The 14099-nt window shown below is 46.4% G+C and carries 11 protein-coding genes; 6 read left to right on the top strand and 5 right to left on the bottom strand.

Translation table 11 applies throughout. The annotated features are described in order from the left end of the window. The first annotated feature begins 2 nt into the window (after positions 1-2). Entirely contained in the window at positions 3-3107 is a 3105-nt protein-coding gene (locus HW988_RS10655) for an efflux RND transporter permease subunit (protein ID WP_181604260.1), read from the top strand. Between the two features lie 56 nt (positions 3108-3163). Here HW988_RS10655 and HW988_RS10650 read toward each other — a convergent pair whose 3' ends face one another. Next, positions 3164-4573, bottom strand: coding sequence for a protein adenylyltransferase SelO family protein (locus HW988_RS10650; RefSeq protein ID WP_181604259.1), 1410 nt, complete (start codon positions 4571-4573; stop codon positions 3164-3166). Between the two features lie 115 nt (positions 4574-4688). On the opposite strand from HW988_RS10650, the gene HW988_RS10645 reads away from it, so the two are divergent. Next, positions 4689-5216, top strand: coding sequence for a MerC domain-containing protein (locus HW988_RS10645; protein WP_255489945.1), 528 nt, complete (start codon positions 4689-4691; stop codon positions 5214-5216). Between the two features lie 184 nt (positions 5217-5400). Further along, on the top strand, positions 5401-5760 hold the full coding sequence (locus HW988_RS10640) for a high-potential iron-sulfur protein (RefSeq protein WP_181604258.1): 360 nt from the start codon (positions 5401-5403) through the stop codon (positions 5758-5760). 219 nt (positions 5761-5979) lie between these two features. On the opposite strand, the gene HW988_RS10635 is transcribed toward HW988_RS10640, so the two are convergent. After that, positions 5980-7644, bottom strand: coding sequence for an AMP-binding protein (locus HW988_RS10635; protein ID WP_181604257.1), 1665 nt, complete (start codon positions 7642-7644; stop codon positions 5980-5982). Positions 7645-7756: 112 nt separating this feature from the next. Here HW988_RS10635 and HW988_RS10630 point away from each other — a divergent pair, with 112 nt between their 5' ends. The 3 genes from HW988_RS10630 to HW988_RS10620 all read left to right on the top strand — a co-directional run bounded on the left by HW988_RS10630 (position 7757) and on the right by HW988_RS10620 (position 9951). Then, positions 7757-8950 (top strand): hypothetical protein, encoded by a 1194-nt coding sequence (locus HW988_RS10630; protein WP_181604256.1) that lies wholly within the window; start codon positions 7757-7759, stop codon positions 8948-8950. After that, positions 8940-9416, top strand: a complete 477-nt coding sequence (locus HW988_RS10625; protein WP_181604255.1) for a peroxiredoxin — start codon at positions 8940-8942, stop codon at positions 9414-9416. The genes HW988_RS10630 and HW988_RS10625 overlap by 11 nt, the downstream gene beginning before the upstream one ends. Before the next feature lie 112 nt (positions 9417-9528). Beyond that, entirely contained in the window at positions 9529-9951 is a 423-nt protein-coding gene (locus tag HW988_RS10620; protein WP_181604254.1) for a DUF4288 domain-containing protein, read from the top strand. Between the two features lie 160 nt (positions 9952-10111). Here HW988_RS10620 and htpG read toward each other — a convergent pair whose 3' ends face one another. Genes htpG through HW988_RS10605 form a run of 3 tightly spaced genes read right to left on the bottom strand, consistent with a single transcriptional unit; the run spans position 10112 to position 14097 of the window. Next, complete coding sequence (gene htpG / locus HW988_RS10615; RefSeq protein ID WP_181604253.1) at positions 10112-11977, bottom strand: molecular chaperone HtpG; 1866 nt, start codon at positions 11975-11977, stop codon at positions 10112-10114. A 15-nt stretch (positions 11978-11992) separates the two neighbouring features. Beyond that, complete coding sequence (locus HW988_RS10610; RefSeq protein ID WP_142700482.1) at positions 11993-13075, bottom strand: tryptophan 2,3-dioxygenase family protein; 1083 nt, start codon at positions 13073-13075, stop codon at positions 11993-11995. Next, the gene (locus HW988_RS10605) at positions 13072-14097 is read right to left on the bottom strand and encodes a low specificity L-threonine aldolase (RefSeq protein WP_181604252.1); all 1026 of its coding nucleotides are present in this window, start codon (positions 14095-14097) and stop codon (positions 13072-13074) included. The genes HW988_RS10610 and HW988_RS10605 overlap by 4 nt, the downstream gene beginning before the upstream one ends. Between the last annotated feature and the right edge of the window lie 2 nt (positions 14098-14099).

Raw genomic sequence — 14099 nt, 5'->3', positions numbered from 1 at the left:
TTATGAATTTACCAAGTCTTTCGATTCGTAGACCGATCACGATTCTTTGTGTGGTTTTGTTGACCCTGATTCTGGGTGTGTTTTCTTTATTTAAAATGCCCGTGGATCTTTTTCCGGATGTGACGTTTCCGATTCTGTCGGTGCAAATCACTTATCCGGGGGCTTCTCCTTTGGATTTGGAAAAGCAAGTTTCCAAACCGATCGAAGATGAGTTGGGTGGATTGCCCGGATTAAAAACTCTGACGGCAAACAATCTGGATGGCGTGGTCGTTCTGGTTTTGGAATTCAGTCTTGGCACTGATATCAAAGAGATGGAGCAAGACGTTCGAAATCGTATTGGCAATATCCGCCGTGATTTACCAGCGGACATGTACGAGCCCGTGATTCGTCGTTTCGACCCGGCCGATCAACCGATTGTCACTTTGGCCTTGGTCGCAGAAATGAAAGACGGGGAAGCCTACGATCTTGCGAATGAGGTCGTAAAGCCCATCTTTGAACGTCTTAAAGATGTGGGGCAGGTCAATATTTATGGTGGTCGTAAGCAAGAGATTCACGTCGTCATCGATAAAAACAAACTTCAAGATCGTAAAATTTCGATGTTGCAGGTTTCTCAGCGTGTTTTAGAAACGTCCAAAGATACACCGATCGGTAAAATTGAAAATCCCAAACAAGAAACCACCCTCCGCACCAGCGGGGAGTTTGAATCACTAAAACAAATCGAGGAAGTAAACGTCAACTTCATCGGCTCCGATCGTCCGGTGATGGTCAAAGACATCGGTCAGGTTATTAAAAGCCTGGAAGATCAAAAGACCATGGGCCGAATTCAAGGGAAAAATGCCCTGTTGATGCAAGTCTATAAACAGCGGGGCTCCAATACGGTGGCGGTGGCAGACAATATTAAAAAGAACATTGCCAAGGCCAATGAGCTTTTACAAACAAAAGGCATTAAGGCTGAAGTGAAACTGGTGCGTGATACTTCACGTCCGATTCGATTAAATGTGGCTGACGTGAATGAGTCCATCATGATCGGTATCGGGCTTTGCGTTTTGGTCGTTTTCTTTTTCTTAGGATCGGCACGTTCAACTTTGATCACCGGGATGGCATTGCCGAACTCTTTGCTGGGTGGCTTTGTGATCATGTTTGCAATGGGCTTTACCATCAACTTGATGACATTGCTGGCTCTTTCCCTTGCCGTGGGTCTTTTGATTGATGACGCGATCGTGGTGCGGGAAAATATTTTCCGCCATTTGGAAATGGGTAAGCGTCCTAAGGATGCCGCTTTGGATGGAACGAAGGAGGTGGCCATGGCCGTTGTCGCGACGACATTGGTTGTGATCGCGGTGTTCGGGCCGATCTCCTTCTTACAAGGGATCGTGGGGCAATTCTTTAAGCAATTCGGTTTAACGGTTGTATTTACGATGCTTATTTCTTTGTTCGACGCGTTCACTGTGGCACCGATGATGTCTGCGTACCTGGCGCATCCTGATGAGCACAATAAAGGCGATAATATCGTCGGTAAAATGCTAAGTGCTTTTGATCGATTTCAAACTCGCTTAGAGGACATCTATGAACGTCTTTTAAAATTCACCATCAATCATCCTAAAACTATTTTAACCGGTGCATTTTTTGTTTTCGTGGTGTCTATGGTGACCGTGGCGTTTATTCCTAAGACGTTCTTGCCTGCTGCCGATGCCGGGGAGTTCTCTGTTTCTATAGAATTGCCAGTCGGTTCTTCATTGGAAGCGACGGGGAATTTTGTTTCAGAAGTGGAAAAAGTTTTTGACGGCGATAAAGCTGTCGACATTGTGGTTGCGACGGTGGGTTCTTTTAATAACGAATCCAACAAGGCAAGTTTGTATGTCCGCTTGGTAGATCCAAAACAACGTTCAATGAAGACGACAGATTATACAGAAGAATTGCGTAAACGGTTGGAGCCATTTAAAAAACGCGCGATTGTCAGTATTGGGGAGTTTGATCCGGTGAATTCAGGTCAAAAACCTTTAAATATCAATCTGACAGGTCAGGATCTGGAAGAATTAAATACCTACGCTGAGCAAGTCGTCGCTCGTATCCGCCAAATTAAAGGCTTGGTGGATGTCGACACGAACTTCCGCGCAGGAAAACCTGAATATCATGTGATCTTTGATCGCAATCGTTCAGAGGCGTTGGGTGTTTCGACGGTCAAAGCCGGAGCGGAACTTCGTAACCGTACGGAAGGAAACGAAGACACGATCTATCGTGAGAACGGAATCGATTACAAAGTGCGCGTGCGCTTTAATGAAAAAGACCGGGATCTGCGTAGCAATTTTGCAACGACGTTGGTTCCGAATGCCAACTTTAATATGATTCCTCTGGCTCGTGTGGCTCGTGGTGAAGAATCAAAAGGTTATTCGCAGATCAACCGTCAGAACAAAAGTCGTTTCATCCAAGTATCTGCGAACCTGGCAAAAGGTGGCGCTTTAGGAACTGTTTCTCAAGAGATCGAAAAGATCTTTAAAACAGAATTGAAGCCACCAGCGGGGATTGAGTATCGCTTTCAAGGTCAGGCCGATGACTTTAAAGATTTGATCAACAACATGTTGATCGCGATTTTCCTAGGGGTCACGTTCATCTATCTGGTTTTGGCGAGCTTGTATGAAAGCTTCATCACTCCATTTACAATCTTACTTGCATTGCCTTTGGCGATGACGGGGGCTTTCATTGCACTTTTGATCACGGGAAAAACTATTGATATTTTCTCGCTGATTGGGATTGTACTGCTATTGGGGGTGGTGGCTAAGAATTCGATCTTGCTGGTGGATTACACCAATCATCTGTTGCAAGAGGGGATGGAGCGTAAGGATGCTTTGTTAAAAGCCTGCCGTACGCGTCTGCGCCCGATCCTGATGACGTCACTTGCATTGATCGCGGGTATGATTCCAATCGCCATTGGTTTGAATGAGGCCTCGGCGATGAGAACATCCATGGGCATTGCCATTATCGGTGGATTGATCAGTTCAACGCTATTGACATTGGTTGTGGTGCCCGCAGCTTTCGGCTTTATCGATGATTTCCGCATCTGGGTGCGCAAGGTGCTCGCAAAAATTTCTGGCTACGAAGGCGGTTAAAAAAGGTGCCAGGTCCTAACTGTAGAAGCGCCGCTTCTACAGTTAGGACCTGGCACCTAATAAATGCCTTTGATCGCGCGGATGTCTTGAAGTTTTTTATCGAACAGGGTCCAGTCGTCATTTTCGGCGATGGGGGCCCAGATGGATTCTAATTCGTCGATGATCAACGAGCAGCACTTGTTATTTTTGAAATACGGGTGCGCGGTCTTTTCTTCATTTAAGACTTCATAGAATTCTAAATTCTTTTTTAAATCTGCAAAACTTGGATGAGAATAAGTGGCACTTTGTACGGAGTCGCGCAGACGATCTTCGTTGACCCCTGAATGCAGATCAAAGAACGTTTGCTCAAACAACGGTTGAGCTTCGCTTAAAAACTTAAAGAAGTTCATCATCATCTCTTGATCCATCTCCAAGGAAGCGCGTTCATCCTGAAGTGGATTCTTGATGTTTAAGCGATGCATGAAAATTCGGCGACTTTCAAAGTTAAAGTCATCGGCAAACTCTTCAAGTAATTCTTCATATGGCAGATTCGGATATCCGACTTTTAAAGCGAATCCCAATTGATGCAAATTCCACAACACCGAAGTGGGCTGGCGGCCGTAAGCATACAAACCGCTTTGATCGAAATACGCAGCGGTGAAGGCAGGATCGTATTGTGGCATAAAGCGATACGGACCATAGTCAAACGACTCACCCGTAATGTTCATATTGTCGGTATTTAAAACGCCATGAACAAATCCGGCAAGCATCCATTCCGCAGTGGTGCGTGCCGCATTTCTGCAAACCGCCTGGAGAAATGCGGCGGCTCTTTCTTCGCCCTGATATTGCAAAAGTTCTGGATAGTAATGGCGACAACAGTAATCCACGAGCTTTACGATATTTTCGGTCTCTTTCAAGAATGCCAGACGCTGAAAAGTTCCGTAGCGAATGTGACTGTGATTTAATCGCACTAAAACGCCAGCGCGGGTGGGTGACGGTTCATCGTGTCGTTCCAATTCTTCGGCCGTTTCAAACACGGAAAAAGTTTTGCTGGTGTTCACACCATAAGCTTCCAAAAGTTCGGTTGCGAGAATTTCGCGAAAGGCACCTTTCAGTGTCAGTCGGCCATCGCCAGTGCGCGAATACGGCGTGCGTCCGCTGCCCTTTGTGCCCAGATCATAAAGTTTTTCTTGAACTAAAAACTGCGCATATAAAAAGCCTCGGCCATCTCCAATTTGTGGATTGTACGAGCGAAATTGATGTCCGTGATAGCGCAGAGCCAGGGCCGTCACTAAATTTCCTGGCATCGGTTTGAAATCCGCGAAATAAGATTTCCACTCTGATTCCGTTAAATGTCCCAGGCCGATAGATTCCGCCGCTGCCTGATTGCGATAGCGCAGTTGAGCTTTCGGGAAACTTGCAGGCTGGACCTCGTCATAAAATTCGGGTCCCAATTCATATATAGGAGGCGGCTGGTGAGTGCTCATATCTCATGTATGAGCCTACCAGTCGTGAAAGGCAAGCTGTAGAGTTTACGAGGGGCCTTGGGGCTAGTTGACAGTCACTTGCATTTAGGGGATAACCGAAGTTTAGGCGGTGCATGTGGACGAGCAAATTTTAAACGGAAAACCAGTTTTTAAAGCAGTGGAAGCTGCGTCTGGCACTGATCTAAAATCTTCCTTCGCGATGAATCCAAACGCAGCCGCGTGCTGCGATGTCGATCACTCTCAACATGACCAATTCGCTGATGAAACAGATATCTGGGATAAATTGGGAATGTTTCTTTCGACGTTGTGTGCGATTCACTGTTTGGTGACGCCACTTTTAATTTTGGCTTTGCCTATGATGGGCGAGGCGTTTGAGTCTCACTGGGTGCATCTGTCGATGGCCGCGGTGATTTTACCGATCGGGTTGTTTGCGTTTTGGTCGGGCTATAAACATCATCGTCAAAGCAAAGTATTAGCGATGGGCGTGACGGGATTGTTGCTTGTTTGTGCAGGATCGCTTCTGCCTCACGAGATGGTTGAGGTATTCGAGCACGATGTCGTGACGATCCTGGGAAGTCTTCTTTTGGTGGCGGCCCACTGGTTGAATCGTAAAGCCTGTCAGTGCGAAGCGCACGCTCACTAATTCAAATCATTAGACATATTAAATATTTAAAAGCCGCAGTTGATGCGGCTTTTTTCGTTTCATGCAACGTTTTGTGGCCTTGTCAGATCATGTCGTGTCTGGTTATTTTTGATTTGTAATTGAAAACATAGTGAAAATGAATACTATTTGATAATACCGAATCGAACTTACAGGAGGCAACACAATGAACCGTCGTGGATTTTTCAAAACACTAGCATCCGTAGCCGGAGTGGCAGTTATCGCTCCAACACTTTTGCGCGCTTTCTCTTCTGAAGCTCAAGCTCAGGAGAAAAGAAGAGGCGCTGCCCCTTCTGGTGGAGCAGCAGCTGGCGGCGCTATGCCGATGGTGGATCCCAATGACTCTGTAGCAAAAGCTGTGAAATACGTTGAAGATCACAAAAAATCACCTGAAGCAAAGGGCAACCACTGCGCAACTTGCGGTTTCTACGGCAAGAAAGACGCGGACAAAGGCACTTGCACAATCTTCGCTGGCAAATTGGTTAAAGCGAATGGCTGGTGTGCATCCTGGAACAAAAAAGCTTAGTTCTTAGCGGTTGGTGAAAACGGCCCGCTTGCGTTGTTGGAGCGACTTGTTCTCGCTCCGACGTGCCTGGGGCACGCCTGCGCTGCGAGCAAGTCACTCCGCCTAGCAATCGAACCGTTTTGACCAACCTTGGTTTTCGGTTTTTCGAAACAAAAAAAGGTCCCTGGTGGGACCTTTTTTTGTTTTTGGGGCGCTTGAAAGCCCCTTTGGGCTTTCTCGCTATTTGGGATCGCGGAGGGCGCGGCGTAGGATTTTGCCGACGTTTGTTTTTGGGAGTTCTGATCTGAACTCAACCAATTTGGGGATCTTGTAGCCAGTCAGGCTTTTTCTTGCGTGAGCGATCACATCTTCTGGGGTTAGGTTTGGATCTTTTTTAACGATCACCACTTTTACGATTTCACCAGAGTGTTCGTCTGGAACGCCGATGGCTGCTACTTCGAGCACGCCAGGGTGGGATGCGATCACTTCTTCAACTTCATTTGGATAAACGTTAAAGCCTGAAACCAGGATCATGTCTTTTTTGCGATCGACGATTTTAAAGAATCCATCTGGGTCCACTGTCGCGACGTCACCAGTTTTTAACCAGCCATCCGCGGAAAGGACTTCTGCAGTTTCCTTGGGACGATTCCAATAGCCTCTCATCACTTGCGGCCCTTTAGCGCAAAGTTCGCCGGCTTCACCTGGTTTCACTTCATTGCCTTCGTCATCGATCAGTTTTACGTCGGTGCTTGGCATTGGTAGACCAATTGTGCCCACACGGTCCGTGCCGTCGATCGGGTTGCAGGAAACCACCGGAGATGCTTCCGTTAAACCGTAACCTTCAACGATCACAGAGTTCGTCATCTTGATCCATTTTTCAGTCACGGGTTTTTGCAAAGTCATGGCACCAGCCACACTCACGCGCACAGATTTGAAATCAATCGTTGCGAATTCTGGATTGTTCATCAAAGCGTTGAACAATGTGTTAACCCCCGAAACCACAGAGAAAGGTCGGGCTTTCAATTCTTTGATAAAGCCTGGGATGTCTTTTGGATTTGTGATCAGGATGTTTTCTGCGCCCATTTTCAAAAGAGCCAAGCAGTTCACCGTCAAAGCAAAGATATGATAAAGTGGCAGGGCGGCGATTGCGATTTCGCGGCCTTCTTCCAATTTTGGTCTCATCCACTCGCGGATTTGCATCATGTTTGAGATCACGTTTTTGTGAGTCAGCATGGCGCCTTTGGCAACACCCGTAGTTCCACCCGTGTATTGAAGGAAAGCCAAGTCTTCGTGATTTGTTTTAACGTTTTGGTGCGGGCGCATCGCTCCCAATTCCAAAGCCTGACGGAAGGTGTAGGCTTGGGGGATGTCGTATTTAGGAACCATTTTTTTGATGTACTTCACAACGGAGTTCACCAAAATTCTTTTCGGAGTTGGGAACAGATCCGCAAGCTCTGTGATCACAACGCTTTCAATTTGCGTGTCTTTGATGATGGCTTGCAGATGACTTGCAAAGTTCGCCATGATCACGATCGCTTTTGCTCCCGAGTCTTTGAACTGATGTTGCATTTCATGAGCTGTGTAAAGCGGGTTGGTGTTCACAATTGTGAGACCCACGCGAAGAGCGGCGAAGGCTGCCACGGGGAACTGTAATAAGTTTGGCATTTGAATCGCAATGCGATCGCCTTTTTTTAATTTCAATTCGTTTTGCAGGAAAGAAGCGAAGTTATTTACTTTTTGGTCCAGCTCCGCAAACGTAAGGCTGACACCCATATTGGTGAAAGCTTTTCTGGAGGAAAACTTACGAACGGCTTCGTCGTAAATGTCAGTCAGAGATTGGTACTCGTTTGGGTCAATTTCAGGGCCAATTCCTGCAGGGTAATTCTTGAGCCAAATCTTTTCCATGATGCCTCCTGATGACGTTCTCAATTGTGCTGAGCCCTTATTCTAGAGTAAAGGTTCGAGACGGGTAAAGGAAATTCTTGTGTTCAGACGGTCCCTTTGCAAGACTTAAGGGATGAACATTTGTAAAATCCTTCTCATCCTTGTGATTCCAATAAGTTTGTTTACGTCTTGTGTTCGTAAGAAGGATTCATCTGGGGATTCGGCGACTGCCGCACCGACTGTGGTGAACATGCCAAAAAAGTTAGTTGTGAGTCCTCAGGATAAAGCCATGAACTCTTTCGCGCATTTGATGGAACAAGCCGACAGTGTTCACCGCGAGGCGTGGTGGGTGTTAACAGGTGAGCGTCCGCCACTTTTGAAATCGGCCTTCGGAAAAGTTCAGCGTGCGATTTTGTCGCAATCAAATGCCAAGCTTGGAAATAAGTCTTTGTTCAGCTGTGACCGTTATGAAGTAAAGCGCGATGTCTTGTCGCAAACGGGTTATCCGCAAAAAATCGATATGTTTGAAAAATGCTCATCCAAAGCTCCCGCGAAACACATGGCATTTTTAAATGCGCAAAAAGAAGGGGAGTTCGAAGTCACTTTTTATCCTGAAGGTCTGCAGGAAGTCTTAGGGATGAGTGCCGCGATTTTAAACAAAGCCATCGTCTGTAAAATTCGTACGAATTCTGCGGAACAGTTGTTGGGTCTGAATTGCAAAGACTGGGCTCAGGAAAAAAATAAAACACAGATGATTCGCCTGGATGTTTACGATTATCAAAAAGAAGGCAAGGATATGATTCGCCTTCGCGGGAAAGTTTATGAAAACTTGACTGACATTCGTAAAATCGAAGCCGATGTCCCAATGACGGGTAAAATCACGGTCACCGAAACTGAGCTTTATGCTCCGACACCGTCGCCAACTCCTAAGTCCACGCCAATACCTTCAGTGACTCCGCAGCCATCCGCAGTGGCTGAGGGTCAGCAATCGGGCGAGGGACAGCCGCAGGCTCCCGCGGCGACTCCTTCTGGCCCTGTGGTGGTTCCCATGGATCAACCGACGGTTTTATTGCCAGGAGGCGTGATTGGGGGCGAAGGTGCGCCTTCTTCGGATGCTCCGGTAGAGAGCGCAAATCCTGAAGCGACTAATCATGGCTGGCCAACGGATGAGAACGGTAATATTATCGAAAATCCGCAACCGCTTGAAGTTGAAGGCGATCCTGCTCAGCAGGGGCAGCCAGGGCAGCCTGGTGCTCAGCCAGGACAACCGCAAGCGCCGGTACAGCAGGAAATCCTGCACGATCAAGGAGCACCAAGTGGCCGCTAAAATTGAATTGGGTAAAAAAGTTCCCGCATTTAAAATTCCTTCTTCCAGCGGAGAGACCTTTGCATTGTCTTCATTGAAAGGGAAAAAGATCGTTCTGTATTTTTACCCGAAAGACAGCACACCTGGCTGCACGACGGAATCAATTGAATTCAACGAGCTTTTGCCAAAGTTCAAAAAAGAAAACACTGAGATTGTCGGTGTTTCTCGCGATAGCTTGAAATCTCACGATAAATTCATCTGCAAGTATGACTTTAAGTTTCAGCTTTTGTCTGATGAAGAAGAAGAACTTTGCGCAATCTTTGATGTGATCAAAGAAAAGAACATGTACGGAAAAAAAGTGATGGGCATCGAGCGCAGCACGTTCGTGATCGACGAAGACGGTAAGCTTGTGGGCGAGTTCCGTAAAATCAAAGCGGAAGGTCATGCGGCGGAAATGCTAAAGTTTGTTAAGTCGCTTAAAGACTAAAAAGCGGCACTTTAAAGTCGAAAAAATAAACTAACAAAAATATTGTATGTGAAAACTGAAGCAGTTGGGGAAGCTGAAATTTCTCCTCTGCAAAATTAAAATGGGAAAAAGAATGAAAAACAAAAAATGGTTCGCTGTTAAAACTCTGTATGTTACTCGCGCAGTTGGTAAAAGCACTGCTAAAGGCAAAGCTCCTTTCGCAGAATTGCTTGAAGAGCGCGTGGTATTGTTCCAGGCAGCGAATGCAGGTGCCGCAGTCAAGGCAGCTGAAAAAGATGCGAAAGAATACAGCCAGTACACTTATGCGAACTTCGAAGGCCAAGCTGTTCGCACTGAGTACTTGAATGCTTGTGACGTTTTTGAATTGTACGAAACTTTGGAAAGCGGCGTTGAGTTGTTCGCATCCACTGAAGTTTTGACTAAGAAAGCTTCTAAAAACGATTTGATCGCCCGCCGTCTGGGTAAACTTGAAACAAACAGCACAATCAAAATGCGCAAACGTTTCATGAGTAAAGAATTGAGCGCTTATATCTAGTTCGCACTTCGCGCGTCGGACACCTCGTCGGACCGACGCAATCGGTTACCGAAGCGGAGGTGAACGTTGCAATCTGTAAATGTATAAAGAAAAAGCCCTGGTTCATTGCCAGGGCTTTTTTGTTTCTACGCTCTTGAGGTCGGGCCTTGCTTATTGTGATTTAATGAACCGCAGAGATCATCAACTCAGCCACTTGCTGAGAGAATTTCACTGGATCTGGGATCGATGAACCTTCGTTCAACAATGCCTGTGCAAACAAAATCTCAGACCACTTCGCTTGTTGCTCAGGCGAAGCCTTGAGCATCTTTTCAAACAACGGATGTTTCGCGTTGATCTCCATCACACGCTTCACCGGCTGATTGTACTCTTGACCCATTTGCGCCATAAGTTTTTGCATGTGGGCGGAAGGATCGTGCGCGGAAGAAACCAGGCACACGGGCGTGTTCGTTAAACGCTCAGACAGCACAACGTCTTTGACTTGGTTTTCCAATGTCTTTTTCATCGTGTCCATCAAAGGTTGCAAAGTCGCAGCGGCGGCTTTTAATTCCTCTTCTTTTTGTTTCTTTTCTTCTTCTGTGTCCAAGTTTAAACCTTCAGACGTGATGGACTGAAGCTTTTTATCCTTAAAGGTACTGATCGCGTTTACAACCCACTCATCCACAGTATCGACCATCAAAAGAACTTCAAAGCCTTTTTCTTTTAGTTTTTCCAGGTAAGGGGAGTTCGTCACCTGAGACAAGGAATCACCCGTGATATAATAGATGTCTTTTTGTTCAGGCTTCATGCGTGTCACGTACTCATCCAAAGTCGTCATTTTATCTGACGTCGTGGAATGGAACAGGCAAAGTTCCTGGATTTTGTCTTTGTTGGATGGATCTACGGGAAGACCTTCTTTGAATGTCGAACCAAACTCAGTCCAGAAGTTTTCATATTCTGTGCGTTCTTTGTTGAGCAAATCTTTTAAGCCGCTCAAAATTTTATTCGTCACGTTTTTCTTGATCGCAGTCACTTGACGGTCTTGTTGCAAGATTTCACGAGAAACGTTCAATGAAAGATCCGAGCTATCCACCAAGCCCTTAACAAAGCGCAGGTACTGCGGTAGCAATTCTTTGCAATCAGCCATAATGAACACGCGTTTGATGTAAAGGCTTAAGCCGTACTCCATCTCGCGGTTGTTAAAGTTCCAAGGGCGTTTGCCCGGGATGTACATCAAGGCATTGAACTCCATCGTACCTTCTGCACGGTAGTGGATCGTTTTCAAGGGCTCATTAAAGTCATGGGATAGGTGTTGATAGAATTCCTTGTGGTCTTCTTTCGACACCTCAGAAGGAGACTTTAACCAGATCGCTTTTTGCGAGTTCAATGTCTCGTCTTCACCTTTGTCATTTTTCATCTTGATCGGATGAGCCACAAAGTCAGAGTATTTTTTGATCAAGGACTTCAAAACCCAGGCGTCTGTGAAATCTTGAACTTCTTCTTCCTCTGCGAATTTTTTCAAATGCAAAGTGATGGTCGTGCCCGTGCCACCCGGACGTGGAACGGAATCGATAGAGTAGGTGCCATCTCCGGTGGATTCCCAAACGACACCTTCGTTTGTGCCAGCTTTTTGCGTGTGCAAAGTGACTTTATCAGCCACCATGAACGCGGAATAGAACCCCACACCGAATTGACCGATCAATTCAGGCTTGTTGCGCATTTCTTCGTTCATTTGCATGAAGGCTTTAGCACCAGAACGAGCGATCGTTCCGATGAACTGAACCACTTCCTCCTGGTCCATGCCGATACCGTTGTCGATGATTTTCAAGGTGTTTTGGTTTTTGTCGCCTTCCAAGCGAATCTCCGGAGACCAGTCAGCCGGAAGCAAGCTTTGGTGAGTCAGGGATTGAAATTTTAATTTATCGATCGCATCCGATGCGTTGGAAACCAACTCACGAATAAAAATCTCTTTATGGGAATACAGTGAGTGAATCACAATATCCAAAAGTTGTTTAATTTCTGCATTAAAGGCTTGAACTTGTTTTGCCATAAATAAGCTCCTTAATTAAGTGTAGTGAAACGACATTCGGTCCGAAATCGATTTTGGCAAGGCCGGGACCTGACTTCTTGGAATAAAAAATGTCGTTAGATTAAAGAAATCACTGAAAATCTTGTGTTTTGCGGTCGCAGCAGCCAGGTATTGGTGGCCGCTTGAGCCGCCCGTACCGATTTTATTCCCCAGCATGCGCATGGCCATCATCGCATGGCGATAACGCCAGTTCGTCATGTTTTCATCGATGTCCAAAAGTGCGCGGATGATTCTGAACGGTGTTTGCAGGATCGGTTGGTCGCGGTAAAGCTGAATCAACAGGGCCGCATGCATGGCCTTGTAAGACAGGCGGAACTGACCTTCGGCGCGCAGTTTATTGAACGCCGCCTCGTCGAATAAGGCATCGAAGCTTTGTAAAGATTTTTCCAAACCTTCGATCGTTTTCTTTTTCTCTTCGTCAGGAATTTTCGCATTGGCCTGAACAGTTGCGATGTCTTCATTGAACATCTTGTTCACAGCTTGTTTGTAAGAATCCCAGAAATTAAAGTTTTCACCTTGCAGGAACGGGGTGCGCTCAAGCCACTTTTCCAAAGAATCAAAAAGGGAAGGCTTGTCCAGGACCTCCAGCATTTCTTTTTGCTGGCCTTCGCTTAATGATTTCCAGAACGGAGCCTGGTTGTAAGCCAAGCGGTCGCCAATACGCAGACCCAATTTAGTTTCAATCAAACGCCATTGGAAACTTTGGAAACCCGATGCCGGATAAAGCATGTCACGGAAATCCAAGAAATCCAAAGGTGTCATGGTTTCCAAAACATCGATTTGACCCATGATCAATTTCTGAATCGCGACAATTCTTTCCAGGCGAGAAGTGGCCTGACCCATTTCTTCCTCGGCCACAGTGGGCTTTTGGAACGTCGCCAGAACTGAATCCAATTCAAAAAGAATCTGCTTAAACCAAAGCTCGTAGGCCTGATGAACAATGATGAAGAGCAATTCATCGTGAGCAGGTTTTCCGTACTCGACACTTTTGGGGTGTTGGGCGCCCAGGATTTTATCGATACCTAGGTAATCGTGGTAGTGAACCGGAGGGTATTTCATCGTGAAAGCTCCTTAATAGCATTGGCAAAATTTTGTACGTCGGAACTTTGTGTGTCCCAGGATGTCATCCAGCGGCACTCAAACGTTTTTTCGTCCCAAACATAAAAGAAAAATTTCTCGCGCAGGGGTTTCACCCATGCTGCAGGAATTGTGGCAAAGACCGCGTTGCTGGTCGGTTTAGTACGCACACCCACTCCGGGAACATCACGGATCGCTTCATAAAGTTCTTGGGCGCGCTCCAAAGAATTCCCAGCAATGTCTTTCCATAAATCATTCTTAAAATACTCGATAAACTGGCAGGCGATAAAGCGAGATTTGGAAGGAAGCTGGCTGCTTTGTTTGCGCACATATTTAAAATCATGTGCTAACGCTTTATTCAGAAAAATCACAGCTTCGCCCATCATCAGACCATTTTTTGTGCCGCCAAAGCTGACCACATCAACGCCCAGATCCGTGGTGAATTCTTTAAATCCCAAACACAAAGAAACCGCCGCGTTGCTAAGGCGAGCTCCATCAATGTGTACAAATAATTTTCTCTCGCGCGCCCAGGAGATCAAAGAACGCAGTTCTTCCAGCGTATAGACAGTTCCAAGTTCCGTAGGCTGTGTGATACTTAAAACCGCGGCTTGTGAAAAATGCTGATCACCGCGACGGATGAATTGATTTTCTAAAGCTTCGACCGAAAGTTTTCCATTCACAGTGGGAACCGTTTGAAGTTTGAAACCACCCATTTGCTCGGGGGCTCCGCACTCGTCCATATTTATATGAGAAACATCGGCGCAAAGAACACTTTGCCATGGGCGAGTGATCGCACGCAAAGCCGTGACATTCGCGGCCGTGCCATTGAAAACAAAAAAGACCTGGGATTGTTCGCCAAAATGCGAGCGAAATGCACCCACAGCCTGTTCGGTCCATTCGTCGGTTCCATAAGAGGGCGCATGTTCGACATTGGCCTTGGCCAATGATTCTAAAATCCTGGGGTGAACACCCGCATGATTGTCGCTGCCAAAACCGCGATTCATAG

It is taken from the genome of Bdellovibrio sp. KM01, from assembly GCF_013752535.1.
Taxonomy (GTDB): domain Bacteria; phylum Bdellovibrionota; class Bdellovibrionia; order Bdellovibrionales; family Bdellovibrionaceae; genus Bdellovibrio.
This window is presented reverse-complemented; position numbering and strand designations above follow the sequence as displayed.

What these genes read in the sequence shown, in the direction of transcription:
- HW988_RS10655 (WP_181604260.1), top strand. Translation starts at nt 3, where the DNA reads ATGAATTTACCAAGTCTTTCGATTCGTAGACCGATCACGATTCTTTGT.
- HW988_RS10650 (WP_181604259.1), bottom strand. Translation starts at nt 4,573, where the DNA reads ATGAGCACTCACCAGCCGCCTCCTATATATGAATTGGGACCCGAATTT.
- HW988_RS10640 (WP_181604258.1), top strand. Translation starts at nt 5,401, where the DNA reads ATGAACCGTCGTGGATTTTTCAAAACACTAGCATCCGTAGCCGGAGTG.
- HW988_RS10635 (WP_181604257.1), bottom strand. Translation starts at nt 7,644, where the DNA reads ATGGAAAAGATTTGGCTCAAGAATTACCCTGCAGGAATTGGCCCTGAA.
- HW988_RS10630 (WP_181604256.1), top strand. Translation starts at nt 7,757, where the DNA reads ATGAACATTTGTAAAATCCTTCTCATCCTTGTGATTCCAATAAGTTTG.
- HW988_RS10620 (WP_181604254.1), top strand. Translation starts at nt 9,529, where the DNA reads ATGAAAAACAAAAAATGGTTCGCTGTTAAAACTCTGTATGTTACTCGC.
- htpG (WP_181604253.1), bottom strand. Translation starts at nt 11,977, where the DNA reads ATGGCAAAACAAGTTCAAGCCTTTAATGCAGAAATTAAACAACTTTTG.
- HW988_RS10610 (WP_142700482.1), bottom strand. Translation starts at nt 13,075, where the DNA reads ATGAAATACCCTCCGGTTCACTACCACGATTACCTAGGTATCGATAAA.
- HW988_RS10605 (WP_181604252.1), bottom strand. Translation starts at nt 14,097, where the DNA reads ATGAATCGCGGTTTTGGCAGCGACAATCATGCGGGTGTTCACCCCAGG.